Below are 26,715 nucleotides of genomic sequence, written 5' to 3'. Positions count from 1 at the left end.
CGCCAGCGCGTCTCCATGCCGAACACGATTCCACACCCTCCGCTTCCCACCACCTCGAAACAACGCCGTTACTGGACCCCGCCGCACGGTTCGGCGCGCGCGTTGCTGATCGCCGAGGCGGCGCGCTCGCACCAGGGGCTGATGGTCGCCGTCACGCGCGACACCCAGCGGGCATCGGCACTGGAGGATGAGCTGCGGATCTTCGCCGGCGAACTGCCGGTGCTGCACTTCCCCGACTGGGAAACCCTGCCCTACGACGTGTTCAGCCCGCACCCGGAGATCGTCTCGCAACGCATCTCCACGCTGTACCGCCTGCCGAACGTGAAGCGCGGCGTGCTGGTGGTGCCGGTGGCCACGCTGATGCAGCGCATCGCGCCACGCACGCACATCACCGGCTCCGGCCTAGTGGTGTCGAAGGGCCAGAAGTTCGACCTGGCCGCTGAACAGCGCCGGCTGGAATCCTCGGGCTACCGCAACGTGCCGCAGGTGGCCGAGCCGGGCGACTTCGCCGTGCGTGGCGCGCTGATCGACATTTTCCCGATGGGTGCCGCCGAGCCGTACCGCATCGAGTTGTTCGACGACGAAGTGGATTCGATCCGCAGCTTTGATCCGGAAACCCAGCGCTCGCAGCACACGGTGGACAAGGTCGAACTGCTGCCCGCGCGCGAATTTCCACTGACCGGCGACGCCGCCAAGGAATTCCGCAACCGCCTGCGCGAACGCTTCCCCATCGACGTGCGCCGTTGTCCGCTCTACCAAGACATGAAGGAAGGCGTCACCCCCGGCGGCATCGAGTACTACCTGCCGCTGTTCTTCCCCGGGTCTTCCGATGCAGGCGGCGTACAAACCGGCACCGCCACGCTTTTCGACTACCTCGCCGACGACGCGCTGTTCGTGCTGGGCGAAGGCGCGGGCGAAGCCAGCGAAGCATTCTGGACACAGACTGCCGACCGCTACGACCAGCGTGCGCACGACATCGAGCGCCCGGTGTTGCCACCTGCCGAGCTGTACCTGTCGCCCGAGCAGTTGCGCGAACAACTGAACAGGCGCCCGCGCGTCGAAGTGGTGGAACCCGGCCATGCCCACGTTGTGGACATCGGCACCCTGCCTGCGCCCGAACTGCCGCTCAACCGCAAGGGCGAGGAACCCGGCACCTCGCTGCGCCACTTCCTGGAAAGCTATCCGGGACGTGTGCTTATCGCCGCCGACTCGGCAGGCCGGCGCGAGGCGCTGCTGGAAACACTGGCGGGTGCAGGCCTGAAGCCGGACAGCGTCGATACCTGGGCCGTCTTCCTGGGAAGAGATAGCGACGCAGCAACACGCTTCGCCATCACCATCGCACCGCTCGAGCAGGGCTTCGCGCTCGGCAAGCCCGTGCTTACCGTGCTCACCGAACGCGAGCTGTTCGGCGAACGCGTGCGTACCGAGCGGCGCAAGCGGCGCGGTGCGGCGCGCGACCCGGACACCATCATCCGCGACCTCACCGAGCTGTCGGTCGGCTCGCCCATCGTGCACGTCGACCATGGCGTGGGCCGCTACCAGGGCCTGGAGTCGATGGAGCTGGGCGGGATGCAGGGCGAGTTCCTGATCATCGAGTACGCCAAAGGCGACAAGCTCTATGTGCCAGTGGCTCAGCTTGGCCTGGTCAGCCGCTATTCCGGCACTGCGCCCGAACTGGCGCCGCTGCATTCGCTGGGCGGCGACGCCTGGGAACGCGCGCGCAAGAAGGCCGCCGAGAAGGTCCGTGACGTCGCCGCCGAACTGCTGGCGATCTACGCCCAGCGCGAGGCACGCGGCGGCCAGTCGCTGAGCATCGACCGCCAACTGGTGGAGGAATTCGGCGCCAGCTTCCCGTTCGAGGAAACGCCCGACCAGGAGCAGGCGATCGACGCCGTGCTGGGCGACCTGGCCGCACCGCGCGCGATGGACCGCGTGATCTGCGGCGACGTCGGCTTCGGCAAGACCGAGGTGGCGCTACGCGCCGCGTTCGCCGCGGCCACCGCCGGCAAGCAGGTGGCGGTGCTGGTGCCCACCACCCTGCTGGCCCAGCAGCACTACCGCAACTTCGCCGACCGCTTCGCCGACTGGCCGGTGAAGGTGGACGTGCTGTCGCGCTTCAAGTCCGGCAAGGAAGTGAACGATGCGCTGAAGCGCCTGGCCGACGGCCAGATCGACGTGATCGTGGGCACCCACAAGCTGCTGCAGCCGGACATCAAGTTCAAGAACCTGGGTCTGGTGGTGGTGGACGAAGAGCAGCGTTTCGGCGTGCGCCAGAAGGAGCAGCTGAAGAAGCTGCGCGCCGAAGTGGACCTGCTGACCATGACCGCCACGCCGATCCCGCGCACGCTGAACATGGCGATGAGCGGCCTGCGCGACCTGTCGCTGATCACTACCCCGCCCGCCCATCGCATGGCGGTGCGCACCTTCATCTCGGCATGGGACCCGGCCACCATCCGCGAGGCGTTCCAGCGCGAGCTGCAGCGCGGCGGCCAGGTGTATTTCCTGCACAACGAGGTGCAGAGCATCGAACGCACCGTGCGCGAACTGGAGGAGCTGATTCCCGAAGCGCGCATCGGCGTGGCCCACGGCCAGATGGCCGAACGCGAACTGGAACGGGTGATGGCGGACTTCCATCGCCAGCGGTTCAACGTGCTGGTGTGCACCACCATCATCGAGACCGGCATCGACATTCCCACCGCAAACACCATCATCATCGACCGCGCCGACCGCTTTGGCCTGGCCCAGCTGCACCAGCTGCGCGGCCGCGTGGGACGCTCGCACCACCGCGCCTACGCCTACCTGATCGTGCCCGACCGCAAGGCGATCACCGCCGACGCCGAAAAACGCCTCGAGGCGCTGGCCTCGCTGGAAGAACTGGGCGCCGGCTTTACCCTGGCCACGCACGACCTGGAAATCCGCGGTGCGGGCGAACTGCTGGGCGACGAGCAGTCCGGCCAGATCCAGGAGATCGGCTTCGGCCTCTACACCGAACTGCTGGACCGTGCCGTGCGTGCACTGAAGAGCGGCAAGGTGCCCGACTTCGACCTGTCGTCGGAACACGAAACCGAGGTCGAGCTTCACCTGCCCGCGCTGATTCCGGACGACTACCTGCCCGACGTGCACGCGCGCCTGACGCTGTACAAGCGCATTGCCAGCGCGCGCAATGACGACCAGCTGCGCGACCTGCAGGTGGAGATGATCGACCGCTTCGGCCTGCTGCCCGAACCCACCAAAACGCTGTTCGCGCTGTCCGCGCTCAAGCTGATGGCCACGCCGCTGGGCATCCGCAAGCTGGATTTCGGCCCCACTGGCGGCCGCATCCTGTTCCGCGACAAGCCGGAGATCGAGCCGATGGCGATCATCCGCCTGATCCAGCAGCTGCCGCGCGTGTACAAGCTGGAGGGCCAGGACAAGCTGCGCGTGACGCTCGACCTGCCGGGCGCCAGCGAACGCATCCGCAGCGCGCAGGAAGTGCTAGTGCTGCTGGGCGCGCGACGGCCGAGCTGAGCGGTCGCCGCCAAACCGGTGCCGCAGGCGATGCAGACCCGCAGCGGGATGGATCAGGTCATGTAGCCCAGTCGCTGCAGCCATGGCTGCAGTATCGGCAACACCGGCTCGAAGTGCTGGCGGTAGGCCTGCCAGCGACCGATCCCGCGCGCATTGATACCCTCGGTAACCTGGGCATAGCTGGGCGTGCTGATGAACCCCTTGGCATGTGCATGTTCAGCAAAACCCGCCATCGCCGAGCTGTCCTGCACACCGAGGAAATCGCCCAGCCGAACCACCTGGTCGTCGAATCGCGTGACCACCGACTCGTAGCGCCATTCGAGGATATGCGGCGCGAATACCTCAACGTGGCGGAACCATTTCTCGAAGGCCAGCGCATACCCTTCGGCCAGCCGCTGCAGCGACGAACACATCGCCATGAACGGCGGCGAGCGGAACACCTGCATGTAGCAGCTCAGCAGCACGTCGCAGGGGTGCCGCAGGCACAGGATGATGCGCGCATCGGGAAACAGCCGCATGATCATCGGCAGACACAGCATGTTCAGCGGATTCTTGTCGACCAGCCGCCGCTGGCCGAGATCAGGCACCACGCCAGCCACCATGCCGGCATACACGGCACGAAGCTGGTCGACGTCGGCCTGCCCCAGATCGGCCAACGCGCCGGGGTACGCCTGCCCGGCCTGCTCCATGCGCTGGGTCAGTTCGTGCACGAACGGGCGTTCGTCCATGGAAAGGAACGCCGGATGGGCGTCGATCATCTGCTCCAGCAGGGTCGTGCCGGAACGGGGGAAGCCCACCACGAACACCGGGCTCTGCGGGCTGTCCGGCGCACGTAGCGTGCGCCAGGCCGCATAGGCATGGCGATCGACCGGGTGTTCCTGCATGTCGAGTGGGCGACTGCCGGGTTCGAGCAGTGCCGGCACAGTTTCGGTGGCGATCGACACCTGCGCGGCATGTGCTCCTTGCAGGGCCTGCCAGGCTTCGGCGTAGCTGCCCTGCTTGTCGCATGCCGCAGCCAGGCCGAAGCCCGCTGTCGCCGTGGTCTCGGCATCCGCTGCGTGTTCGAGCACCTGCCGATAGCGGGCTGCCGCCACCGGGTAATCGCGCTCGCGCATCGCCATGACCGCATGCGCGTTCCAGCCGTCCAGACGCGCGTGCAGCGCACTTGCAGGCAATGCATCCAGTGCGGCCAACGGCAAGCGTGCAAGGTACTCGCGGGCCTGCGCCAGACGGTTGCCGCGCTCGTGCAGCAACACCTGATGCGCCAGCATGCGCAGCGCTATGGGCGGTGCTTCGTCCGGCGCCGGCGGCAAGGCCCGCTGGAGCACGTCCAGAGCCACCTGCCAGCGACCGCAGGCCGACAGCATGCCGGACAGGCGCAAGGCATCGTCGGCAGCCAGTGGCGGCCACGCATGTGCGTCAGCCAGCAGCGCCTCCACGCTGGCACTGTCACCACAGACATGGCAGACGTAGGCAGCCTGCAGGCGTGCCTCGATGAAGCCGGGCACCAGGTTGGCCGCCTCCAGCAAGGCCTCGCGTGCAGGCAGCCAGCGATGCTGCTGCAGGTACAGCAGGCCTAGGTTGAACCACAGCTCGGCGTCCCTCGGCGCCAGTTGGCAGGCCTGCCGCAAGGCGGCTTCCGCCTCGCCGCTTTCGCCGGCCTGCCGCAGTACCTGGCCAAGGTTGTTCCAGTATTCGAAAACGCCAGGCTGCGCCGCGGTCAGTGCCCGGAAGGTGGTGATCGCCGCATGCACGTGCCCGCTGGCGTGCTCGGCCAGCCCCAGCAGCAGCTCGGTTTCCTCATCGAAACGTCCACCGGCGCGCACCTGGCGACCAAGCTCGACGACACGGTCGAGTTCACCGTGCCGGTAAGCCTCCAGCATGCGTGCCGGCATGGCGGCGGACGCGGAGGAAGAATCGGTCATGACGGGAACGACTCCAGAGGATCGAAGAGCGCCGCAAGCATCCCGCGGCGCCCTTCATCCATCAAGTACTTCGACTTAGAACTTCACGGTGACCCGCGCCCAGAAATAGCGGCCGATCGTGTCGTAGGTCGAGGTGTCCACGTTGTAGTCCGAGCCGTTCTGGTACATCAGCGGCGGGATCTTGTTGGAGAGGTTGTCGACGCCTACGTCGAACCGGGTGTGGTACTTCTTGGGCAACTGGTAGCCCACCTGGATCGAGTGGTACAGCACCGAGGCGTAGCCCGAGCTGGCGCCGGTATCTGCGTAGGCATTGAGGTTGGTGCCGCTGTGAATGTAGCGGGCCTGCCACTGTGCGTCCCAGTGACCCTTCGCCCAGTCCACGGTCAGGGTGCCGCGCCAGCGCGTCAGGTTGCCGAACTGCTGCGAGTACGTGCCGGCATAGTTGGTGACCGAAGCACCCGGCTCGTTCGGCGTGGCGTCGTTCTTGTAGGTCGCCAGGTAGGTCGTGTTCAGGCCCAGCTTGAAGTAACCCGGATCGTAGCCGCCTAGGTTGAAGTGCGGAATGCGGTAGCTCGAGGTGAAGTCGATACCGGTGGTGCTGAGATTGCCCAGGTTAACGACCGGCGCATTGATGTAGTTGATGTCGCCGGCGTTCGTGCTGGTGCTCGCGTAGCGGTGGATGTACGAGCAGTACGGGCTGGACGCATTGGCGTAACACGAATCCAGCACGGTCTGACCGGCCAGGTTGGTCAGCATGTTGTACAGGTAGATATGCCAGAAATCGAGGCTGGACGAGAATCCGGTGAGCCAGCTCGGGCTGTAGACGAAGCCGATGTCGACCGACTTGCCCTGCTCGGGCTTCAAGGCTTCGCCGGTGGCGTGCGAGCCAGAGTACAACGCATTGATCTGCAGGTTCGCACCGCCGGTGTAGCCCGGGTTCACGCCGGCGCATGCCGTGGGATGCGCGGCCAGCTGCGCCGCGGTCAATCCCACGCAGGGGTCATTGACGGTGGGGTTGGAAATGGTCACGCCGTCGTACAACTGGTCGAGGTTCGGCGAGCGGAACACCTGCGAAACCGTGCCGCGCACCAGCAGGTCGGAGATCGGCCGCCATTCCAGCGCGATCTTCTTGTCGGTGGTGGTGCCGCTGGTGCTGTAGTCCGAGCTGCGGATACCCAGGTCCAGGTTCAGCGAGTAGGCCCCCGGCACATTGGAAAGCAGCGGGACCAGGCTTTCCGCGAAGGCCTCCTTGACGTTGTAGCTGCCCCGTCCCGGAGAACCGCAGGCTTCCTGGATCAGGTTGCAGGTCAGCGTCGACGTATTCAGCACCGCGTCGGGCGTCACCGTGTAGTTCATCGCCTCCTGCCGGTACAGCGCGCCGGCGGACAGTTGGACGGTGCCGGCCGGCAGGTCCCACAGGTCGCCGGTACTGGTGAACTGGGCCTGCTTCAGGCTGTCCACGAGCTGATACTTCGCCCCTTCGGCGGCCGACTGCAACTGGGAAACCACCGCGGAATTGTTCTGGTCGAACAGATTCAGCCCGTTGTCGATCAAGGATTGCAGTGAGGACACCTTGATCTCGTTGAAGTCCTTCTGGCTGCGGTTGTAGTAGCCGTAGTTGATGCTTGCGTCCCACGACCAGGTGCTCTGACCATAGTTGCCGCGTAGGCCGAACACGCTCTCCAGGTTGTCCGTGCTGTAGGTGTGCAGACGCGTGCCCAGGCCGCTCAGGCGGGTCTTGAAGGTATAGCCGGTCGATGAGAAATCCACGCCGAACGGATTGATCGGATTGCTGGCGGGGATGCTCCAGCCATCGGTCACGTAGACGCCCGGGGGCGCGTCCTGGCCGCTGGAATCGGTGTGGTTGTAGAGCACCGTGCCATACAGCGTGACATTGCTGCTGAAGTCGTAATGGCCGCTCAGGAAAGCGCCCATGCGCTCCTGTGCCGTTTCGATGTAGTTGAAGGCGTTGTAGTTGTAGGCGTCGCTGCCGCTGTAGCAGCGGTAGTCGCCGAGGCTGCTGCCGTCACCCGAAGCACGGGTCAGGTTGATCGTGCCGGAAGAACTAGCACTGCAGCCGTAACGACTGGCATAGGACGCGGGGACACGCAGGTAGCCGGTGGGGACTGTGGAGGAGCCGGCCACTACCGGACCGCCGCTGTAAAGATACAGCTGGTGCGCCGAAAAACTGCGGCGGCTGGCGAGGATGGGATCGTACTTGTTGTAGTTCAGGCCGACGACGATGTTGCCCTTGTCGCCATTGGCGCCGGCAGTGAAGGTGAAACCATGCCGCTGGCCGTCGCCATGGCTGGACACACCATCGTTCACGGTCGCTTCGACGCCGTGATAGTGCTTCTTGAGAATGACGTTGACGACGCCGCCGATCGCGTCCGAACCGTACACGGTGGATGCGCCCTCGGCCAGCACGTCGACCCGCTCGATCATGTTGACCGGAATCATGTTCAGATCCGGATTGATCATGCGCTGGCCGTCGATCAGCACCAGCGTACGGCCGGAACCGAGGCCGCGCAGCGAGACACGCGCCGCACCATCGCCACCTTCCAGGGTCGGGCTGGCCACGCCTCCGCCATTGCTGTTATTGGACGTATTGGCAGCCGTACCGGCAAAACTCGGCAGTTGCTGCAGCACCTGGCCCAGCGTCGGCTTGCCCGTGTCCGCCAATGCCTTCGCGTCGACGGTCACCACCGGGCTGGCGGTCTCGGTATCCACACGGCGCAGCAACGAACCGGTGACGGTCACACCGGTAAGCTGCTTGGCCTGACTCGGCTTCGGCGGTGCGCTGGTCGACTTGGTCGGCGCCGTCGTCGTGCCGTCAGAAGTCGTCTGCGCGTATGCGCCAAAGGCACCAGTCATCATGCCCATCGCCAATGCGAGGCGAAGGGCCGAAGACAATCGGTTCACGTCATTCTTCATATCACCAAGCCCTCCCGAGAGCCTCAACCCCAATGTGTGTCGGAATGCGTGCGGTTTCGCACGTTTCTGGTTCTGGATAATTCGTCGTCTTGTGCTGCCGCCGAGTCCGGCGTTGTAGACTGCGCGACTGTCCGAGTGCCCCTTGAGCCCATCCCGGTTTGCTCCCCGGCATGGACAAGTGCATGAGAAAGCCGGACGACACCCCGTGACGCCGGCAAATGGGCAATGCCCAATGGCCCCTAAGCCCCACTCATGCTGCAGACCAGCAATACAGGTACCTGGACTCGACTCCATCCTGCCGTTACAGATTGATGAAGTCTTGTGCAAATTCGCGCATAAGCATGCGCAATAAAGCACAAATTTCCCGCGCACATCGACATGCCACGGCACGCCAGCGGATCGCCTAGACCAGCATTTTGCATTGCACCATTCTGTGGCTATCCAGCACCACTTTGTCGCAATCGCTCGTGTGTGCCGTCACGCCATCGACCGTCCATCGTTCATGGCCACTGGAATCGGCTTCCGGCAAGGGGGCGCCAGGGACGATAGGTGTGAGCCTGGTGCACCCGGCATCAACTGCCGGTTCTGCGACCGGCTGATCGTGATACGGGTTGCACCAAGAGCAGTCGACCGCACGTGACAGCGGCCGTCGTCAGCAAGCGGTGTGCAGCGGCGCGCGCGGTGTGGTCAGGATCTCAGCAGGTACTGCACGCTGAATTTTTCGTCGGGATCCAGCCAGATGTGCTCTACCCGCAAGCCAGCTCGTGCGGCGAGCGCGGCGAAATCTTCACGCGAGTATTTGCAGCTGTATTCCACCAGCATCGCTTCGTTGCAGGCAAAGGCGAACTGCCGGCGACCGACCTGCACGCTCTGCTCGCGCAGGCTGACCAGGTGCGTTTCGATGCGCCCGGCCATGCTGTTGTAACGGGCCCGATGGCGGAAGGCGGAAAGATCGAAGTCGCAGCCCAGCTCACGGTTGAGCCTTGCCAGCAGGTTGAGCGTGAACTCGGCGGTGACACCAGCCTGGTCGTTATAGGCCGCCTCGATGGCGGACGGGTCTTTCTTAAGATCCACCCCGATGAGAATGCCGCCACCTTCGCCCATCTCGCTGCGCATCTTGCGCAGCAGTGCCACCGCATCGGCATGATCGAAATTGCCGATGGTGGAGCCGGGAAAATAGATCACCGTGCGTCGTGTCGCACGGGGCGCCACCGGCAATCGCAACGGCCGGGTGAAGTCCGCGCACAACGGTTGCATCGGCACGTCGGGGAAGCTCGCCGCCATGCGCTGCACACTGAGCCGCAACGGTTCGGGCGAGATCTCCACCGGCACCCAGGCTACCGGCGATACGAGATGACCGAGCAACTGGCGCGTCTTGTGCGCATGCCCACTGCCGTACTCGACCAGTCGCACATCCGGCCCAAGCACATCACCGATGGCCGCTGCATGGGTGTCCAGCAAGGCTATCTCGCAGCGGGTGAGGTAATACTCGGGCTGCTCGCAGATACGTTCGAACAACGCCGAACCGCGTTCGTCGTAGAACAGCCAGGACGGAAGACGCTTGATGCGTCCTTGCAGGCCTCGCTGCACGATTTCCAGCAGTTCGTTGACGGGCGGGCGGCGATCGTCGTCGCGCAGGACACAGGCTTGCACGTTCATGTCTTCATACTCACAGAATGCTGTTTATCGGTCACGTCCCAACCGGATACCGGCGAACTGCCAGCGTGCATGGGGTGGGAAGAAATTGCGGTAACTGGCGCGGATATGGTCGTCCGGCGTGGCGCACGAGCCGCCACGCAGCACCCATTGGCCTGACATGAACTTGCCGTTGTATTCGCCGAGCGCACCGGCCAACGGCTTGAATCGCGGATAGCCGACATAGGGTGACGAGGTCCATTCCCACACATCGCCATAGATCTGCATGAAGCCATCGCCGACCGTCGACGAGGGATGCAGGCGCCCCGCATATTGCAGATTGCCCTGCACCGGCAGGTCCACGGCGATGTGCTCCCACTCGGCTTCGGTCGGCAACCGCGCGCCGGCCCAGCGCGCGAAGGCCTCGGCCTCGTAGAAACTCAGGTGGCACACCGGCGCGCATGCCTGAAGCTCGCGTACACCAGCCAGGGTGAATTCGCTGGACAGATCCGGCTGCCAGTACAACGGACGCTCCCAGCCTTCGCGCTGCACCGTCGCCCAGCCATCGGACAGCCACAGCGACGCATCCCGATAGCCGCCATCGCGCACGAAGGCGAGGTACTCGGCATTGGTGGTCAGCCGGTTGGCCAGCGCATGCGGCTGCAACAGAACCCGGTGCCGCGGCATCTCGTTGTCGAAGGCGAAGCCTTGATCGGCCGCATGTCCAATCTCGACGATGCCTTCGCGTCCCGGCATGAAGCGCAATGCGACCTCGGCCGTGGCCGTGTCCTGCGGCGCGGCACGGTAGGCAGGCTTCAGCGGATTGCACCAGAAGGCATGCTTGATGTCGGTGAGTATCAGTTCCTGGTGCTGCTGCTCGTGCTGCAGGCCCAGCTCGACCAGTCGGGCGATTTCCGGATCAGCGCCGCGCGCCAGTCGCTCGTCGATCGCCTCGTCCACCTGCCGGCGATACGCGATCACTTCCGCCAGCGTGGGGCGCGTCAGCAGTCCACGCTGCGGGCGGGCATGCATCGGCCCGACCGTCTGGTAATACGAATTGAAAAGGTAGCGCCATTCGGGATGAAGCGGATGCCATGCGGGATCACGGTCGAGCACGAACTGCTCGAAGAACCAGGTGGTATGGGCCAGGTGCCACTTCCCCGGACTCGCGTCGGGCATCGACTGCACCTGCATGTCTTCCGCATGCAGGCCGGCACAAAGCGCCAGTGTGTGTCCGCGTACGCGATGGAATCGGTCGACCGTGGCATCGTCATGGCCTTGCCGCACCAGAACATTCATCGCAGTCGGATCCATCATGGATTTTTGCTGGAGCGGCCTTGTGGCGTGCACGTGGAAGAAGTATTCCCATACGATGCCGCAGCGCCTGTTCAGATCGCGTGATGCGTAGATGTCAGATCATCTGATGTGCGATGCAAAGCACAGTCTTCGCCGTCATCGCCACGCCCCTTTCAGTCGGAGAGGTATCACCATGAAGCTCAGCACGCTCGTCCTGTCCGTTCTCGCCGTCGCCTTCGCAGTACGCGCGCCTGTAGCGGCCGCCCATGCCACCGACACCCGCTACCACCCGATGCGTCCGGTATCCTCGTGTCTGCGTTCGGACCGCATCAACGAGTGGCATGTCGTCAATGCACGCACGATCATTGCCCGCACGGGTCCTTATCGCTACCTGGTGAAACTGCAGAATGCCTGCACCCGGCTGGAATACCCGTCGACCGTGTCACTGCACTTCCATTCCAACCGCGCCAACGAGGCGGTACGTCCCGGCGCAATCTGCGGCGAAGTCGGCGAGACCGTAAGCTCGTCCAGTCAGCCGCCCTGCGCCATCCAGTCGGTCCGCAGAATCGACAAGGCCGAATTCGATCGCCTGCGCAAGCATGCCGTCCGCCACGGCAGCGGTGCCGACCAGCCAACCCGCATGAACTGAGTCGACTTGTACTGAATTCGAAGCAGGCTGATCAGAAACACAAAGCCCGGCCAAGGCCGGGCTTTGTGTTTGCATGAAACGTTCGATCGGGTGTCAGTTGCCGTCGTACCCGTCATCACGGATATACCGCGTCGGTGGCGCGTTGTCGTACACCACGGTGCGGGTGGTGACCACGCGACGGGTGACCGGTGCATTTTCGTACACCACCGGCGGACCCTCTTCGTAGACCACAGTCGTCGGCGGGCCGTAGACCACTTGCGGCTGGCTATAGACGACAGGCGGCTGGCTGTACACGACCGGCGGATTCAACGCATTGTTGACCAGGCCGACAACCGCACCGGTAATCAGCGCACCCGCGATCCAGCGACCACCGTCCCAGTGCCCACCACGGTAGTAGTGACCGTGATAGCCATGGAACCCGCCACCATGCCCCCAACCATGTCCCCAGCCGTGCGCCGACGCGCTCAGCGGCATGGCCACTGCCGCCGCCAGCCCCAGGCCGACCGCCATCCATTTGCTGAGAGATCGCTTGGTCATGACACACCTCCGCTTCTTCGTAAGATCGATGCTGACGCCAGGGCACTTAATCCGAACTGAAGGGTTCACTTTTTGATGCGTGCGCTGCTCCACGGATTCACATCTTCATCAGCGCGATGCGGATGGAGCAGCCAGCAACCATGGATATCGGCACGGCGAGTGAAGTCGAATGGGATACTGGGAGCGCTCCAGTCCTCGATGGTGAAATGCTGCGACAACGCATCGCCATCGAGACGGAAGCGGCGGAAGTTGTTGGAAAAGACGATCACGCCATCATCAGTGAGCCGCTCGGCACAGGCTTCGAGCAGTTTCACGTGATCGCGTTGCACGTCGAAGTCGTCAGCACGCTTGGAATTGGAGAACGTCGGCGGATCGACGTAGATCAACCCATAACGCGAGCGGTCGGCCTTCAGGAAAGCCAGTGCATCGGCCTGTGCCAGGCGGTGCTTCGCTCCGGAAAAGTCGTTCAATGCCAGGTTGCGCGAGGCCCAGTCCAGGTAGGTCGCCGACAAATCCACGCTGGTGGTATCGCGCGCGCCGCCGGCCGCGGCATAGACGCTAGCCGTCGCGGTGTAGGCGAACAGATTCAGGAAACGGCGCCCTGCGGCCAGTTCACGCAGCTTGGCACGCACCAGACGGTGATCGAGGAACAGACCGGTATCGAGGTAATCGGTCAGGTTGACCAGGAACGTCAAACCACCCTCTTCGACCTCGACGAATTCGCCGCGCTGGTCGAAACGACCGTACTTCGAACCGCCCTTGCCGCGCTCGCGGGTCTTCAGCGCAATGCGGTCACGCGGCACGCCGAAGACCTCGCCGGCCACCCGCACGATCTCGCGCAGGCGTGCGCGGGCAACATCGACAGGAATATCGGCGGGCGCACGGTATTCCTGGATATGCAGGTGATCGTGCTCCCGCACATCGCCGTAGACATCGATCGCCACGGCGTATTCGGGAAGGTCCTGGTCATACGCGCGCCAACACCGGATCTCTTCGCGTTGCAGCCGTTTGCGCAAATGCCGAAGATTTTTTTCCAGCCGGTTCTTCAGCATTTCCGCGCCAGGCGAGAGCGGCTTCGCCTCGCGGGGCTTCTCATCGCGCGCATGCAGTTCGAAGGTAAGCAGCACCGTTTCCAGGGCACCGTTGTAGAGCGCGTACTTCTTGTCCGCACGCAGGGCCAGCGCGCGTCCCAGTTCGGCGTCGCCAGCCAGCACCGCGGCACGCCAACCGGTGAAGCGCGCGCGCAGCACTTCGCCCAGTGCGCGGTACAACATCGGCATGTCCGCACGGTCGCCCAGACGTTCGCCATACGGTGGATTGGTCACCACCAGTCCGGCGGTCACCCCGGGCGGTGGCTCGACATGCACCGCATCGCGCTTCTCCAGCGTCACGAAGCCCGCCACGCCGGCGGCCTGGGCATTGCGCTTGGCGGTCTGCACCATGCGTGCATCGGCATCCGAGCCGAAGAAGCAGGACCGGAGCGCACGCAGGCCGGCCTCGGCACGCTGTCGTGCCTCATCCAGCACCCCGCGCCACAACGCGATGTCGTGCTGCTTCCAACCCAGGAAACCGTAATAGTCGCGGTGCAATCCAGGTGCCACGTCGGCAGCCATCCAGGCACCCTCGATCAGCAGCGTGCCGGAACCGCACATCGGGTCCAGCAGGGCACCGCCAGCGACGTAGGTCTCCGGCCAGCGCGCACGCAACAGGATCGCCGCGGCCAGGTTTTCCTTCAGCGGCGCCTCGCCCTGCATCTCGCGCCAGCCACGACGGTGCAACGGCGAACCGGCGAGATCCAGCGACACCGTGGCACGATCACGACGCAGGCGCAGGTTGATACGCACATCGGGCTCGTCGGTGTCGACGCCCGGCCGGGTCCCACCCTGCTGTCGGAACTGGTCGACCACCGCATCCTTCACCCGCTGGGCGATGAACTGGCTATGCACGAGCTTGCTTTGCGCCGTATGCGCATCTACTGCCAGCGTGGCATGTGCCGCCAGGTGTTGTGACCAGTCGATGGCCTGCACGCCGGCATACAAAGCCTCGTCGTCGGCCGCGTCGAACTCGGCCAACGGCATCAGGATGCGGCTGGCCAGACGCGACCACAGGCAGGCGCGGTAGGCGGTTTCCAGGTTGCCGCTGAAATGCACGCCGGCCAGCGCCTCGTGCACATCGCTGGCGCCGATGGCCGTCAGCTCGTCGCGCAGCAGGTATTCGAGCCCTTTCGGGCAGGTGGCAAAGAAGTCGGTCATGACGCAACCGCCACGGTATCGAGGAAGTGACGGAACTGCGCCGCGATCATGTCGAGGCTGGCAGCCAGCCGGTGATCGTCGTCGAGCATCAACAGCGGCAGGCGATGCCGCTCGGCATAGGCGCGCACGCCGTCGAGCGGACACACCTGGTCGCGCCAGCCGTGGATCAGCAATGAGGGCACGCCCGGGCGCATATCGAATGGCCGCGGGTAATCCGGGATTCCGCTGGGCGTGGCCAGCAGGAACAGGCCAGCCACCGGCACGTCCAGCGAGGCCAGCCCGGCCGTGAACGCACCCAGACTGGAACCGACGAGCACCGGCGGCGCCACGCAATCCTCGATACAGGCCCGCAGCCGCGCGATCCGCGGCGCAACCGAACCGGCCAGACCGCGTGCATCGTCGCTGCGATGGTCGGTACGGTAGGTCTGCCAGCCCAGCGACTCGGCCAGCGTGGCGAGCAGGCTGACCTTGGTGGCTTCGGGGCTGGAATCCGAGCCGTGCGAAAGAATGATCCGGCCGCGCATCGCGGTCTCCATGACGTACTGCAAAGGCGCCCATGATAGCCGGCAACCGTGCGAGACTCCGGATTCCGCCCATATCCGGCCCGCACATGCCGACCGTCATCCACGACCAGCCCCTGCCCTACGTCGACCGGCTGCCCGAACGCCCCGCCTCGGCGGTGACCCTGGTGGTGATCCACTGCACCGAGCTGCCCGATCTGGAGACTGCCCGTGGCTATGGCGAAAAGGTGCTGTACGACAGCGGCACCGGCAACAGCGGGCACTACTACATCGACCGCGACGGCACGATCTACCGCTATGTGCCGGGCACCCGCGTTGCCCACCACGTGCGCGGCCACAACGCGGATTCGATCGGTATCGAGCTGGTCAACCGCGGACGTTATCCGCACTGGCTCGATTCGCGTCACCAGACCATGACCGAGGCCTACCCGACTGCACAGATCGACGCCTTGCGCGACCTGCTGGCGGATCTGCGGCAGCGTTTCTCGAACCTTCGCGAAATCGCGGGCCACGAGGCGCTGGACACCGCCATGGAAGCCGCCAGCGACGACGCAGGCCTGTCAGTGCCACGCAAGCGCGACCCCGGCCCGCTTTTTCCGTGGGATGCCATCGTGCCCGCCTGCGGCCTGCGGCACCTTCGCTGACCCGTCACGGGCTGTCCGGCCGAAGCCACCCGGCATGCTGGCCGACTGCCGATACGCCCGCAGCCGCCGGTATACTGCGCATCTCGAAACAAGGGCACGCCATGCGCGAAGAACACGTCAACGAACTGGTCGACCTGCTGCACCTCGAGCGGCTGGAGGACAACCTGTTCCGCGGCCAGAGCCGCGATATCGGCACCCGCTTCGTGTTCGGTGGACAGGTGCTGGGCCAGGCATTGTCGGCGGCGCAGCAGACCGTCGATCCGGGCCGCGTGGCCCATTCGCTGCACGCCTATTTCCTGCGCGCGGGCGACATTGACGCTCCCATCGTCTACAGCGTGGAACGGGCCCGCGATGGCGGCAGCTTTTCCGCACGGCGGGTGGTGGCGATCCAGCACGGCCAGCCGATCCTCAACGGAGCGATTTCCTTCCAGGTGCCGGAAAAGGGTTTCGAGCACCAGAGCTCGATGCCGGACGTGCCCGCACCGGAAGACATCGACCCGATGCTGCCGGTACCGCCCGAGCGGCTGGCCAAGCTTCCGGTCAAGCTGCAGCGCTGGCTGGGCGTGGACTCGCCCATCGAGTTCCGCCACGTCTGGCCGCAGGACAAGCTGAACCCGGTCAAGCGACCGCCCTACCAGCACATCTGGTTTCGCCTTGCTGCACCGGTAGGCGACGCCCCCGAGCTGCATCAGGCCCTGCTCGCCTACGCCTCGGACTTCAACCTGATCGGCACGGCAACGCTGCCACACGGCATTTCGTACTACACGCACAACGTGCAGATGGCCAGCCTGGACCACGCACTGTGGTTCCACCGCCCGTTCCGCATCGACGAATGGCTGCTGTATTCCTTCGACAGCCCCACCGCCCAGAGCGGTCGTGGCCTGGCCCGAGGGCAGATCTTCAGCCGTGATGGCCGGCTGGTGGCGTCCACCGCCCAGGAAGGGCTGATCCGCCTGCGCGGGGACTGAGCTGTACAATCGACGCATGCGCCAGATCTACACCTCTCCACGTCAGGAAAACATCGACCGAGTGGTCGCACTGATGACCTCCGAGGGCATCGAGACCAAGGTCATGAACCAGTCGAACTGGAACCGCCCGACCTACCAGCGCTTCAGCTACGCGCGCCGGGGCAACCGGACCGACAACGACCGCGACAACTGGGCCCAGGTGTGGATCTGCCATGCCGACGACTACACCCGGGCCCGCGCGCTGCTGCGTGGGCTGGGCATCGAGCCGGTCACCCGCCATGCCGAGGAACTGGAAGCGATGCGCAACCCGTCGCCAACCGCACGCCGGGAACATACGGTAAAGCGGGTGCGACGGATCGTGCTGCTTGCCATCCTGGCGGTGTTCGTCGTATCGATGCTGAAGTCGCTCCACATGCTCTGACCAGCCCCCGCCCGCACGTGCGCAGCGCTTGCGGAATACGTGGTCCCTGCGCCTAGAATCAGGGCATGCACTCCGACCGCGTCCGCATGTTCCAGACCCTGCCGCACGGCTGCGGCTACTACGCCGACCGCACGGCGCAGAATCTGGTGCTCGACCCGGCCGCACCGCACCTCGATCGCCTGTACGGCTCGGCGCTCGAACATGGCTTCCGGCGTGCCGGCGGACACCTGTACTTCCCCCATTGCCCGCACTGCCGCGCCTGCGTGCCGTGTCGCATCGACGTGGAGCGGTTCCGGCCCGACCGTTCGCAGCGACGCTGCCTCAAGCGCAATGCCGACGTGAAGGTGACCGAGGTAACCCCCAGCTACAGCCACGAGCGTCACGCGCTCTATCGCAGCTACCTGCAGAGCCGCCATGCCGGGGGTGGCATGGACGAGGCCGATGCCAGCGATTTCCGGCGCTTTCTGACCGCGCCATGGAGCCCCACGCTGTTCCTCGAGCTGCGCGTCGAGGAGCGCCTGCTCGGGGTGGCCGTCACCGATGTCTGCGCCAACGGCGTGTCGGCGGTATACACCTTTTTCGATCCGGCCGAGACCGCGCGCGGGCTCGGCACCTTCGCGATCCTGCAGCAGGTGGAACTGGCGCGCCGTCGTAGCCTGCCCTGGCTGTACCTGGGTTTCTGGATCGACGGCCACCCCAAGATGGACTACAAGCGCCGCTTCCGTCCCCTGCAGCTGCGTACGGCCGAGGGCTGGACCACGGTCCCCTGATACGACCGCATCAGCGCCGAGCGCAAGGCGCTCAACCTGCCTGTCTGGGTGCCTCTGGGTACGGGAACAGCTGCACCAGCGGCACCGAAAGTCCGTCGTCGCCGACCACGCGACAATGCGTGCGGTCCAGATGGCGCGGATCCTCCAGCCCGCAGCTGTGCGCGATGATGCCCACTTCGCGCATCACGTTGCGGGCATAGTGCGCCACCTTCTCGGTCTTGTCGGTCACCACCAGGCCGCGCTGCAGCTTGAGGTTCTGCGTGGTGATGCCGGTCGGACAGGTGTTGCGGTTGCACTGCAGCGACTGGATGCAGCCCAGCGCCAGCATGAAGCCACGCGCCGAATTGACGAAGTCCGCCCCCATCGACAGCGCCCAGGCCACGTCGTAGGCGGTAATGCACTTGCCCGAGCAGATCACTTTCACGCGCTGGCGCAAGCCACGCTCGATCAGCGTGTTGACCAGCATCGGCAGGGCTTCGTGCAGCGGCAGGCCGACACCTTCCATCAGCGTCTGCGGGGCGGCGCCGGTACCGCCCTCGGAACCATCGACGATGATGAAGTCGGGCGCGCTTTCGATGCCGCGCCGGTGCACCTCGTCGCACAGTTCCTCGATCATGCGCATATCGCCGAACACTGCCTTGAACCCGGTCGGCTTGCCGGTCAGCTCGCGGATATGGTTCAACCGGTCCATCAGCTGGGTCACGTTGGCGATGTCCAGGTGCCGGTTCGGACTCTGCGAATCCTGCCCTTCCGGAATGCCGCGGATCCTGGCGATCTCCGCGGTGACCTTCGCCGCCGGCAGCAGGCCGCCCATGCCCGGCTTGGCGCCCTGCCCCAGCTTGATGCTGACCAGTTTCACCTGCTTGTGCGCGCAGACTTCGAGCAGCTTCTGCTCGTCGAGCTGGCCATCGGGCGTACGCACGCCGTACTTGGCCGTGCCGATCTCGAACACGATGTCGCAGCCGCCTTCCAGGTGGTAAGGCGCCAGGCCGCCCTCGCCGGTATCCAGCCATACGCCGGCCTTGGCCGCGCCATGCGACAACGCACGCACGGCGGGCGCCGACAGCGCACCGAAACTCATCGCCGAGATATTGAAGAAGGCGGCATGGTCGTACGGCTCACGTGCATACGGGCCGATCTGGATCGGCCTGGCTTCGACGTGGTGGCCATCCAGCGCAGGGAATGCCGCGTTGACGAAAAACGGCACGCCTTCGCTGCGCAGGTCGCGGGTGGAACCGAAAGCGTTGGTGTTCTCGCTGTTCTTGGCGGCGCGGTAAACCCACATGCGCTGGGCACGGTTGAACGGCAGCTCCTCGCGGTCGCTGGAATACAGGTACTGCCGGAAAAATTCGCCCAGCCGCAGGAAGCCGTAACGGAAATGCCCGACCACCGGGAAGTTGCGCAATACCGAATTCGAGGTCTGGTTGCGGTCCAGCACCCAGGTCATCAACACCACCACCAGGCCGATGACCAGCAGCAGCAACAGCAGCACGATCACGGCCTCGACCAGTACCACCAGCCAGTGCGAGAAACCCATCGAATCCATCGCTTTTCTCCGTCCGGGACGGCCATCGCCGTCGTGACCTCAGCGCGCGGCACGCCGCGCATCCAGCGCACGATGCTACAACGTCACCTGCAGGCATTGCGCCGCGCGCACGGCCTTGGCCTTGGCCGCGTCGATGCTCGCGTCACGCGCCAGGGTCACCGCCATGCGCCGGCGCCCCTTCACCTCCGGCTTGCCGAAGATGCGCAATTGCGTGTCCGGTTCGGCCAGTGCCTCGGCCACACCCTGGTAGCGCGGCGCCTTGCCTTCACCCTCCACCAGCACCGCGCAGGATGCGGACGGACCGAACTGGCGGATCGCCGGCACCGGCAGGCCCAGGATGGCCCGCGCATGCAGCGCGAATTCGGAGAGGTCCTGCGAGATCAGGGTGACCAGGCCGGTATCGTGGGGACGCGGGCTGACCTCGGAAAAGATCACCTTATCACCCTTCACGAAGAACTCCATGCCGAACACGCCCCAGCCGCCCAGCGCGGCCGACAGTGCCGCCGCCTGGCGCTGCGCCTCGGCCAATGCAGCGTCGCTCATCGGCTGCGGCTGCCACGACTCGCGATAGTCGCCATCTTCCTGGCGATGACCGATCGGCGCGCAGAACGACGTGCCGTCGCGATGACGCACCGTCAGCAGGGTGATCTCGAAATCGAAGTCGATGAAACCCTCGACGATGACGCGCCCCTTGCCGGCACGCCCGCCCGATTGCGCGTAGTCCCAGGCCTGCTGCAGGCCCTCCGCATCGCGCACGATGCTCTGGCCCTTGCCCGAGGAACTCATCACCGGCTTGATCACGAACGGATAACCGACCGCCTCGACCGCTGCGCGGTAGTCCGCCTCGCTGTCGCAGAAGCGGTAGGGCGAGGTCGGCAGGTCAAGTTCCTCGGCTGCCAGCCGGCGGATGCCTTCGCGGTTCATCGTCAGCCACGCGGCACGCGCGGTCGGCACCACGTGCAGCCCCTGCTTTTCCATCTCGACCAGGGTCGGCGTGTGGATTGCCTCGACCTCCGGCACGACCAGGTCGGGCTGTTCGCTTTCGATCAGCGCGCGCAGGGCGGCGCCGTCGAGCATGTCGATGACATGGCTGCGGTGCGCGACCTGCATGGCCGGTGCGTCGGCGTAGCGGTCGACCGCCACCACTTCCACCGCCAGCCGCTGCAGTTCGATCGCGACTTCCTTGCCCAGCTCACCCGAGCCCAGCAGCAACACGCGAAGGGCATGATCGGAATGGGGGGTGCCGAACGGCTTCATGGGACTCTCCGCGCAAATCGGCATTGTACGCGCAGCACCTCGCAAGCCTGTGCCCTGCAACGCACGCAAATACCGATCCCTGGTCGCCGCCCCGATGAAGCCGACGACGGTCAGTGCATTTACATTGATATCACTTTGATATCTAATGAATGCACCTACAAGGAGCATCGGCCATGAACGAACACAAGGGCTTTTCGGTTCCCGGCATTCCGTTTGTCGCGCTTTTCCTGGTGCTGGCCGTCGTCGGCATCGCCTTGATTCTCGGCGAATCCACCTTCGCGGTTGTCGGCATTCTCTTTGAAGTGCTCGGCGTGTTCCTGGCCCGTGGCTTCTTCCAGGTCGCCCCCAATACCGGACAGGTGCTGCAGTTGTTCGGCAAATACGCCGGCACCGTGCGCGACGAGGGGCTGCGCTGGACCAACCCGTTCTACACCCGGCAGCGCATCTCGCTGCGCGTACGCAATTTCGAGAGCGGCAAGCTGAAGGTCAACGACAGCGACGGCAACCCGATCGAGATCGCCGCCGTGGTGGTATGGCAGGTGGTGGATACGGCCGAAGCCGTGTTCTGTGTGGACGACTACGAGAACTACGTGCACATCCAGAGCGAGTCGGCACTTCGGCAGATGGCGCAAAGCTACCCCTACGACGGCAGTGCCGAGGGACAACCGTCGCTGCGCAGTCATGGCGAGGAGATCAACACCCATCTGCGCGACGAGATCCAGGCGCGCCTCGGCAAGGCCGGCGTGCAGGTCACCGAGGCACGCATCAGCCACCTTGCCTATGCCCAGGAGATTGCCCAGGCCATGCTGCAGCGGCAGCAGGCCGGAGCCATCGTCGCCGCCCGCAGCCGCATCGTGGAAGGCGCGGTCGGCATGGTCGGCATGGCGCTGGAAGAGCTGCGCAAACAGGGTGTGGTGGAGCTGGACGAGGAACGCAAGGCGGCGATGGTCAGCAACCTGCTGGTGGTGCTGTGCGGCGAGCGCGGCACCCAGCCGGTGCTGAATACCGGCACGCTCTACAACTGACCCAGCATGACGGGCGACAAGAAAAAAGCCTACCCGCTACGGATCAGTGCCGCCGTGCTCGACGCCATGCAGCACTGGTCCGAAGACGAGCTGCGCAGTCTCAACGCGCAGATCGAATACGTGCTGCGGGATGCACTGCGCAAAGCGGGACGACTGAAGCCCGGCAAGGCTGCACCGGCCGATGACGACTGACCAGAGGAACAAGACGATGTCGACAAACTGGGAGTACAAGGTCGTAACGCTCAAGCACGGCGGCATGCTGAGCACCACGTACACGCCGGACGACGACGAAACCGTCGCCATGCTCAATCGCGAGGGCGCATCGGGCTGGGAACTGGTCAGCGTCATCTGCCCGGCACCCACGCGCCCGGCCACGTTCTACTTGAAGCGCCCGCGCTGAGGCGCGGTCGCGCCACCTGGAGGATCAGCGTGGCGGCGTGCGCTGCAGGGCCAGGCCCAGGGCAATCCAGCCGACGATGAAGGACAGGCCGCCGAACGGCGTGATGATGCCGGTCCAGTAGGGCGCACCCAGCGCCAGCGCATACAGGCTGCCGCTGAACAGCACGATGCCCACGGCGAAGGCGACGACCGCCCAGCGCCTGGCCCGCCCCTGGCCGAGCCCTGCCGCCAATGCCAATGCCAGCGCATGCCAGAAGTGATACTCGACGGCGACATGCCAGAGTTCACGGTGATCAGCGTCCAGCACGCCGCGCAGGGCATGCGCCCCGAACGCACCGAAGAGCACGGCGCTGGCACCGGCAAGCCCGGTGAGCAGACCGGCACGGATAGGGGCACTTTGTCGCATGCGGTGGGTTTCCTGGCCAGATTGGACGACCCCATGAGGGGTGTGGCGTATGCTGACACGAACGACACCGCCTGGATGTTCGCATGAAGCCATCGCGTCTCGCCGCACGTCTGCTGCTACCACTGCTTCTGGCAACCGGCCTGCTGCTTGCCGGCTGCGGACACAAGGCGCCACCGCCATGGCAACTGACCAGCATCCGCGGGCACATGCCCGACCTGGCGTTCAAGCTGACCGACGATACCGGCAAGACCGTCACCGCCGCCGACTTCAAGGGCAAGGTGGTACTGCTCTATTTCGGCTACACGCACTGCCCCGACATCTGTCCGCTGACGATGGCCCACCTGCACCAGGTGATGCAGAAACTCGGCAAGCAGGCCGCCGATGTACGCATCCTGTTCGTCACCGTCGACCCCGCCCGCGACACGCCCCAGGTCCTGCACGACTACGTGCATGCCTTCGATTCGCACGCGATCGGCCTGACCGGTTCACCCGGCGACATCGAGACGGTGGTGAAACGTTACCGCGCCTCGTTCACCCGCATCCCCGACAAGCACGACAGCGGCTACGAGGTGAGTCACAGCTCGGGCATCTACATTTTCGACCGTTCCGGCAGGGCGCGCCTGCTCGCCACGCCAGCCAACACCCAGGGCCAACTGGTGCACGATCTGAGCCTGCTGATCGGCAGCGGGCAATGAGCAGCATGTCGCGCCCCATGTCCGCCCTGCTGCTGGCCGGACTGCTGCTTGCCAGCGGCAGCGCCCTGGCGACCCAGGCCGAGCATGTCCATGCCAGCCACGCCTGGATCCGCCTGTTGCCGGCCGGCCTGCCGGCTGGCGGCTATGTCACCCTGCGCAACGACAGCGCGCAGGCCGCGCAGCTCAGCCAGGCCAGCAGCCCCGACTACGCCAACGTGATGCTGCACCGGAGCCGCATGGTCGACGGCATGAGCACCATGACGCGGGTCGAGCATATCGACATACCCGCGCACGGCCAGGCCACGCTGGCACCCGGTGGCTACCACCTGATGCTGATGAAGGCCATCCGTCCGCCTAAAGCCGGCGACAAGCTGAAGGTGATCCTGCGCTTTGCCGACGGCAGCAGCCTGCCGGTGGATTTCCTCGCACGCCCGGCCAATGCGGTAGGTCCGGGCTGAACACGGCTATTTGCCTTCGACCGGTGCGATCCTGGTCATGCCGGTGCGTCGCTGCCGCCATTCGCGCCTGATCCGGCCGGTCCGTGACAGGCGGATCCACTGCCGCATCGCCAGCAGCGCGCCGATGCTCTCCACTGTTGCCGCCGGGACCCAGATGATCAGGCCACCGATCATCTGGCCGGTAAGCACGTTGAAGCTGAAGGCGCGTCCGCAGACCTCGAAGATCGGATACAGGTCGTGCCGCGAAAACGTGATGATGGCGCCGGCGATGATCTGCGGCGTCATCGTGATGCCCGGCGACAGCACACGCATCCCGACCACCATCCGCCCCGGCGGATGCGAGCGGTGGTCCAGCACCAGCCACCAGTAGATCAGCCCGCTGGCGATCATCGACCAGTTCATGAAGCGGTAGATGCGCCAGTCCAGCATGGCCAGCGTCTGGAACCACGGCACCAGCCAGATCAGGATGAACACCACGAACAGGATGGTCGCCACGGTCGGGTTGAGCAGCACGCCGCTGACCATGCGCCAGGGCAGCGAACGCTGCGCCGGACGCAACACCCGTGCGCGCCACGACAGCGGCAGGCCGGCGCGCAGTACCGTGCCCGGATAGGCCGCGATGAGCACCAGCGGCACAATGTGGTGCAACAGCAGTTGCTGCAGGCGATGCATGAAGAATTCATGCTCGGCGTAGAAGTCCAGGTAGGTGTGCAGCGTCAGGTACATGGTCACCATGCCGCACCAGAAGGTCAGCCGACGACCGAAGCCGACACGCAAGCGGCGACAACCCCGCCAGTACAGCACACAGGTCAGCAGGAACACCGTGAGAAACGTCCACGAGAATTCCCATGGCACCAGCCATTTCAGCAAGATCGCGAGCATCACCCCTTCCTGATCCCCTATTGTCGGCAAGGCCCAAGCATAGCGCCCGGGCCACACCCTCCCCGTTGCGGCAGTTTGCCGCCGACTACACTCGTGCGCGACGGTTGCGGCGCATACGACGCAGGCCGTACAGCAGGCCGATCAGCACTACCAGCGACGGCACCAGCACGATGTTGATCACCTTCAGGCGGAACCCCAGCGCGTCGATCTCGGCGTTGAGCTGATGCTGCACGTCCCGCAGCTCCTTACTGATCGCCAGCTTGCGCTTGAGGAACTGCTCCACTTCCTGCCGCTGCTCGCTGTTGACGGTGCTGTCGTTGTCGCCCTTGGCCGGCTGCAGCTCCGCCAGGCGCTGTTTGGTGTCCGCCAGCTCGTGTTCGAGCTCCTGTTCCTTCTGCAGGAACTTCCGGTCGGCCGCACGGCGCAATGCCAGCACGCGCGTGAACGGACGTTGCGACGTGGTCCGCCCACGGATGGACAGCAGCGCCGACGATCCGCTGAGGTTGTCGACCAGATTGGTGACGAAATCGCCGTTGTTGGCGATCGCCACCAGCGTGGGCTGGCCGAGGAAGGTCTGCGTATCCACCCACAGGCGATCCGTCAGCAGGTCCGTGTCGGCGACCAGGATCACTTCACTGTCGGGCCTGGACGTGGACAAGTGGCCCGGCTGTCTGGCCCGGTCCGGGAAAGCGCTCTTCAGCGTGCCGCGCAGGCGTGCGGCGATGACGTAGGGCTGATCACCCGGCTGATAGCCCTGCAATAGCGACGTCGGATCGCCACTGGCCTCGACGACACGGCTTGCCGGCACCAGCTCGGCATCGGCACTGCTCTGCAGCAGCGGAATCAGACGGGTCGTGGCGTGCGGCGACAGGTCGAAATGCCCCGCGCTGGATACATTGATCCGCTGCAGGCTGGCCGTGACCGCATCGTCGTGGTTCAGCTGTTCGGGACCGAGTCCCAGCATGGCCGGATGCATCAGGTTCACCCCGGCCAGCTCGATCGGCAAGGCCAGCGAGCGGTCCAGCACGACCTGCTTCGGGTTGTAGACCACGCCCCAGTCGGCAAACAGCCTGGGCAGATCCGAGTTGTGGTCATCGGTCGCCCCGGTATCCCCGTTGATGTAGGGCGTGGTGTCCGACTCCGCATCCGGATCGACGAAGACCACCAGGTGGCCGCCACCCAGCACGTACTGGTCAATGGCATACAGCGCATCGTCGGACAGATGCTTGGGGTGGATCAGCAGCAGCACCTTGATGTCGGCCGGCACCCGCTTCAGCTTGTCGGGGTCGATCGTCTTCACATCGAACAATTGCTGCAGCTGGCGCATCACCGTCCATGCCGGCTTGCCGAGTATGGGATTGCCCATCACCGGCAAGCTGCTGATCACGCCGATGTGCGGCTTGGACGGCTCGCTCAGCTCGTACAGCAGCTTGGCGATGTCGTATTCCAGGAAGGTTTCGCGCGAGGGGTCGAAGAACGGAATGGCCAGCGTACGGCCTCCCGTCACAGACGCATCGTCCGGCTCCGCAGCAGCGTCGCTGCCCGCTGGCATGGTGCTGCCGACCAACCCGAAGAACACCCGTTCGCCGTTGCTGCCGCCGGTCGCCGCGGTAAGGCCGTTGCCCTCGGCACTCGCCTCGTCATCGGAATACGGCACCGGATCGACCACACGCAGATGGATCTTCCCGTGCGAGCGCGCCACCATTTCCTGCAGCATCTCGTTGACGCGCTGCTCGTAGCTGCGCAACTGCGGCAAGTCGCGTGTGGAGTGCTCCGAAAAATACAGCGTGAGACGCAGCGGGCGCCGCAGATCGTCGATGATCTTCTTCGTTCCCGGCGCCAGCGTGTAGAGATGATCGGCGGTCAGGTCGATGCGCGTGGGCCCGACCCAGCGGCTGCTGGCCAGCACCAGGCCGACATAGACCACCGCGAGCAAGATCAGGGCGACGAACGTGGTCGTACCGCGCCGGAAATTCGTGCTGCTCATG

23 protein-coding genes are annotated in these 26,715 nt (G+C 65.1%); 11 read left to right on the top strand and 12 right to left on the bottom strand.

What is annotated here, in order from left to right:
- The first annotated feature begins 15 nt into the window (after positions 1 to 15).
- On the top strand, positions 16 to 3,507 hold the full coding sequence (gene mfd / locus RA164_RS04975) for a transcription-repair coupling factor (RefSeq protein ID WP_329742863.1): 3,492 nt from the start codon (positions 16 to 18) through the stop codon (positions 3,505 to 3,507).
- 53 nt (positions 3,508 to 3,560) lie between these two features.
- On the opposite strand, the gene RA164_RS04970 is transcribed toward mfd, so the two are convergent.
- The 4 genes from RA164_RS04970 to egtB form a co-directional block, all read right to left on the bottom strand.
- Positions 3,561 to 5,432: a tetratricopeptide repeat-containing sulfotransferase family protein gene (locus tag RA164_RS04970; RefSeq protein WP_329742862.1), complete on the bottom strand. Its 1,872-nt coding sequence runs from the start codon at positions 5,430 to 5,432 to the stop codon at positions 3,561 to 3,563.
- Positions 5,433 to 5,507: 75 nt separating this feature from the next.
- The gene (locus RA164_RS04965) at positions 5,508 to 8,354 is read right to left on the bottom strand and encodes a TonB-dependent receptor plug domain-containing protein (protein ID WP_329742861.1); all 2,847 of its coding nucleotides are present in this window, start codon (positions 8,352 to 8,354) and stop codon (positions 5,508 to 5,510) included.
- A gap of 699 nt (positions 8,355 to 9,053) precedes the next feature.
- Positions 9,054 to 10,025, bottom strand: coding sequence for an L-histidine N(alpha)-methyltransferase (gene egtD / locus RA164_RS04960; RefSeq protein WP_329742860.1), 972 nt, complete (start codon positions 10,023 to 10,025; stop codon positions 9,054 to 9,056).
- A 24-nt stretch (positions 10,026 to 10,049) separates the two neighbouring features.
- Complete coding sequence (gene egtB / locus RA164_RS04955; RefSeq protein WP_329742859.1) at positions 10,050 to 11,300, bottom strand: ergothioneine biosynthesis protein EgtB; 1,251 nt, start codon at positions 11,298 to 11,300, stop codon at positions 10,050 to 10,052.
- Positions 11,301 to 11,490: 190 nt separating this feature from the next.
- Between egtB and RA164_RS04950 the strand changes: the two genes are divergently transcribed.
- Positions 11,491 to 11,946, top strand: coding sequence for a DUF6491 family protein (locus tag RA164_RS04950; RefSeq protein WP_329742858.1), 456 nt, complete (start codon positions 11,491 to 11,493; stop codon positions 11,944 to 11,946).
- 93 nt (positions 11,947 to 12,039) lie between these two features.
- On the opposite strand, the gene RA164_RS04945 is transcribed toward RA164_RS04950, so the two are convergent.
- The 3 genes from RA164_RS04945 to RA164_RS04935 form a co-directional block, all read right to left on the bottom strand.
- Positions 12,040 to 12,483 (bottom strand): hypothetical protein, encoded by a 444-nt coding sequence (locus RA164_RS04945; protein ID WP_329742857.1) that lies wholly within the window; start codon positions 12,481 to 12,483, stop codon positions 12,040 to 12,042.
- Between the two features lie 65 nt (positions 12,484 to 12,548).
- A complete protein-coding gene (gene rlmKL, locus RA164_RS04940; protein WP_329742856.1) occupies positions 12,549 to 14,735 on the bottom strand; it encodes a bifunctional 23S rRNA (guanine(2069)-N(7))-methyltransferase RlmK/23S rRNA (guanine(2445)-N(2))-methyltransferase RlmL in 2,187 nt (728 codons plus the stop codon).
- Positions 14,732 to 15,259: an alpha/beta hydrolase gene (locus RA164_RS04935; protein ID WP_329742855.1), complete on the bottom strand. Its 528-nt coding sequence runs from the start codon at positions 15,257 to 15,259 to the stop codon at positions 14,732 to 14,734. Before RA164_RS04935 ends, rlmKL begins: the two co-directional genes overlap by 4 nt.
- A gap of 86 nt (positions 15,260 to 15,345) precedes the next feature.
- Here RA164_RS04935 and RA164_RS04930 point away from each other — a divergent pair, with 86 nt between their 5' ends.
- From RA164_RS04930 to RA164_RS04915, 4 genes are all read left to right on the top strand, one after another.
- The gene (locus tag RA164_RS04930) at positions 15,346 to 15,900 is read left to right on the top strand and encodes an N-acetylmuramoyl-L-alanine amidase (RefSeq protein WP_329742854.1); all 555 of its coding nucleotides are present in this window, start codon (positions 15,346 to 15,348) and stop codon (positions 15,898 to 15,900) included.
- A 101-nt stretch (positions 15,901 to 16,001) separates the two neighbouring features.
- Entirely contained in the window at positions 16,002 to 16,868 is an 867-nt protein-coding gene (gene tesB / locus RA164_RS04925; RefSeq protein ID WP_329742853.1) for an acyl-CoA thioesterase II, read from the top strand.
- Positions 16,869 to 16,884: 16 nt separating this feature from the next.
- A complete protein-coding gene (locus RA164_RS04920) occupies positions 16,885 to 17,289 on the top strand; it encodes a hypothetical protein (protein WP_329742852.1) in 405 nt (134 codons plus the stop codon).
- Between the two features lie 65 nt (positions 17,290 to 17,354).
- Complete coding sequence (locus RA164_RS04915; RefSeq protein WP_329742851.1) at positions 17,355 to 18,059, top strand: arginyltransferase; 705 nt, start codon at positions 17,355 to 17,357, stop codon at positions 18,057 to 18,059.
- Positions 18,060 to 18,090: 31 nt separating this feature from the next.
- Here RA164_RS04915 and RA164_RS04910 read toward each other — a convergent pair whose 3' ends face one another.
- Entirely contained in the window at positions 18,091 to 19,605 is a 1,515-nt protein-coding gene (locus RA164_RS04910) for an FMN-binding glutamate synthase family protein (protein ID WP_329742850.1), read from the bottom strand.
- 75 nt (positions 19,606 to 19,680) lie between these two features.
- Positions 19,681 to 20,862 (bottom strand): formate-dependent phosphoribosylglycinamide formyltransferase, encoded by a 1,182-nt coding sequence (gene purT, locus RA164_RS04905; RefSeq protein ID WP_329742849.1) that lies wholly within the window; start codon positions 20,860 to 20,862, stop codon positions 19,681 to 19,683.
- A gap of 173 nt (positions 20,863 to 21,035) precedes the next feature.
- On the opposite strand from purT, the gene RA164_RS04900 reads away from it, so the two are divergent.
- From RA164_RS04900 to RA164_RS04890, 3 genes are read left to right on the top strand one after another with little or no spacing between them, the layout of a single operon-like run.
- Complete coding sequence (locus RA164_RS04900) at positions 21,036 to 21,887, top strand: SPFH domain-containing protein (RefSeq protein ID WP_329742848.1); 852 nt, start codon at positions 21,036 to 21,038, stop codon at positions 21,885 to 21,887.
- Positions 21,888 to 21,893: 6 nt separating this feature from the next.
- A complete protein-coding gene (locus RA164_RS04895; RefSeq protein ID WP_329742847.1) occupies positions 21,894 to 22,079 on the top strand; it encodes a type II toxin-antitoxin system antitoxin in 186 nt (61 codons plus the stop codon).
- Positions 22,080 to 22,095: 16 nt separating this feature from the next.
- Positions 22,096 to 22,287, top strand: coding sequence for a DUF4177 domain-containing protein (locus tag RA164_RS04890; RefSeq protein WP_329742846.1), 192 nt, complete (start codon positions 22,096 to 22,098; stop codon positions 22,285 to 22,287).
- A 24-nt stretch (positions 22,288 to 22,311) separates the two neighbouring features.
- Here RA164_RS04890 and RA164_RS04885 read toward each other — a convergent pair whose 3' ends face one another.
- On the bottom strand, positions 22,312 to 22,692 hold the full coding sequence (locus RA164_RS04885; RefSeq protein ID WP_329742845.1) for a DUF423 domain-containing protein: 381 nt from the start codon (positions 22,690 to 22,692) through the stop codon (positions 22,312 to 22,314).
- Positions 22,693 to 22,775: 83 nt separating this feature from the next.
- On the opposite strand from RA164_RS04885, the gene RA164_RS04880 reads away from it, so the two are divergent.
- The gene (locus tag RA164_RS04880; RefSeq protein ID WP_329742844.1) at positions 22,776 to 23,387 is read left to right on the top strand and encodes an SCO family protein; all 612 of its coding nucleotides are present in this window, start codon (positions 22,776 to 22,778) and stop codon (positions 23,385 to 23,387) included.
- Positions 23,388 to 23,404: 17 nt separating this feature from the next.
- Positions 23,405 to 23,845 carry a copper chaperone PCu(A)C gene (locus tag RA164_RS04875; protein ID WP_329742843.1) on the top strand — a complete coding sequence of 147 codons (441 nt, stop codon included), beginning with the start codon at positions 23,405 to 23,407 and terminating at the stop codon, positions 23,843 to 23,845.
- A gap of 6 nt (positions 23,846 to 23,851) precedes the next feature.
- Here RA164_RS04875 and RA164_RS04870 read toward each other — a convergent pair whose 3' ends face one another.
- Positions 23,852 to 24,727, bottom strand: a complete 876-nt coding sequence (locus RA164_RS04870) for a cytochrome c oxidase assembly protein (RefSeq protein WP_329742842.1) — start codon at positions 24,725 to 24,727, stop codon at positions 23,852 to 23,854.
- Positions 24,728 to 24,812: 85 nt separating this feature from the next.
- Entirely contained in the window at positions 24,813 to 26,714 is a 1,902-nt protein-coding gene (locus RA164_RS04865) for a GldG family protein (RefSeq protein WP_329742841.1), read from the bottom strand.
- Between the last annotated feature and the right edge of the window lies 1 nt (position 26,715).

Source organism: Dyella sp. A6 (assembly GCF_036320485.1).
In the GTDB taxonomy this organism is placed as follows: Bacteria; Pseudomonadota; Gammaproteobacteria; order Xanthomonadales; family Rhodanobacteraceae; genus Rhodanobacter_A; species Rhodanobacter_A aluminiiresistens.
The sequence above is the reverse complement of the archived record's forward strand: the minus strand, read 5'-3'. Positions and strand labels throughout refer to the sequence as shown.

Bases quoted from the DNA above. Each gene is read 5' to 3' on its own strand.
- RA164_RS04900 (WP_329742848.1), top strand. From the start codon at position 21,036: ATGAACGAACACAAGGGCTTTTCGGTTCCCGGCATTCCGTTTGTCGCG.
- mfd (WP_329742863.1), top strand. From the start codon at position 16: ATGCCGAACACGATTCCACACCCTCCGCTTCCCACCACCTCGAAACAA.
- RA164_RS04870 (WP_329742842.1), bottom strand. From the start codon at position 24,727: ATGCTCGCGATCTTGCTGAAATGGCTGGTGCCATGGGAATTCTCGTGG.
- RA164_RS04895 (WP_329742847.1), top strand. From the start codon at position 21,894: ATGACGGGCGACAAGAAAAAAGCCTACCCGCTACGGATCAGTGCCGCC.
- egtD (WP_329742860.1), bottom strand. From the start codon at position 10,025: ATGAACGTGCAAGCCTGTGTCCTGCGCGACGACGATCGCCGCCCGCCC.
- RA164_RS04950 (WP_329742858.1), top strand. From the start codon at position 11,491: ATGAAGCTCAGCACGCTCGTCCTGTCCGTTCTCGCCGTCGCCTTCGCA.
- purT (WP_329742849.1), bottom strand. From the start codon at position 20,862: ATGAAGCCGTTCGGCACCCCCCATTCCGATCATGCCCTTCGCGTGTTG.
- RA164_RS04920 (WP_329742852.1), top strand. From the start codon at position 16,885: ATGCGCCAGATCTACACCTCTCCACGTCAGGAAAACATCGACCGAGTG.
- rlmKL (WP_329742856.1), bottom strand. From the start codon at position 14,735: ATGACCGACTTCTTTGCCACCTGCCCGAAAGGGCTCGAATACCTGCTG.
- RA164_RS04865 (WP_329742841.1), bottom strand. From the start codon at position 26,714: ATGAGCAGCACGAATTTCCGGCGCGGTACGACCACGTTCGTCGCCCTG.
- RA164_RS04890 (WP_329742846.1), top strand. From the start codon at position 22,096: ATGTCGACAAACTGGGAGTACAAGGTCGTAACGCTCAAGCACGGCGGC.
- tesB (WP_329742853.1), top strand. From the start codon at position 16,002: ATGCGCGAAGAACACGTCAACGAACTGGTCGACCTGCTGCACCTCGAG.
- RA164_RS04930 (WP_329742854.1), top strand. From the start codon at position 15,346: ATGCCGACCGTCATCCACGACCAGCCCCTGCCCTACGTCGACCGGCTG.
- RA164_RS04885 (WP_329742845.1), bottom strand. From the start codon at position 22,692: ATGCGACAAAGTGCCCCTATCCGTGCCGGTCTGCTCACCGGGCTTGCC.
- RA164_RS04970 (WP_329742862.1), bottom strand. From the start codon at position 5,432: ATGACCGATTCTTCCTCCGCGTCCGCCGCCATGCCGGCACGCATGCTG.
- RA164_RS04915 (WP_329742851.1), top strand. From the start codon at position 17,355: ATGCACTCCGACCGCGTCCGCATGTTCCAGACCCTGCCGCACGGCTGC.
- RA164_RS04910 (WP_329742850.1), bottom strand. From the start codon at position 19,605: ATGGATTCGATGGGTTTCTCGCACTGGCTGGTGGTACTGGTCGAGGCC.
- RA164_RS04945 (WP_329742857.1), bottom strand. From the start codon at position 12,483: ATGACCAAGCGATCTCTCAGCAAATGGATGGCGGTCGGCCTGGGGCTG.
- RA164_RS04875 (WP_329742843.1), top strand. From the start codon at position 23,405: ATGTCCGCCCTGCTGCTGGCCGGACTGCTGCTTGCCAGCGGCAGCGCC.
- egtB (WP_329742859.1), bottom strand. From the start codon at position 11,300: ATGAATGTTCTGGTGCGGCAAGGCCATGACGATGCCACGGTCGACCGA.
- RA164_RS04880 (WP_329742844.1), top strand. From the start codon at position 22,776: ATGAAGCCATCGCGTCTCGCCGCACGTCTGCTGCTACCACTGCTTCTG.
- RA164_RS04935 (WP_329742855.1), bottom strand. From the start codon at position 15,259: ATGCGCGGCCGGATCATTCTTTCGCACGGCTCGGATTCCAGCCCCGAA.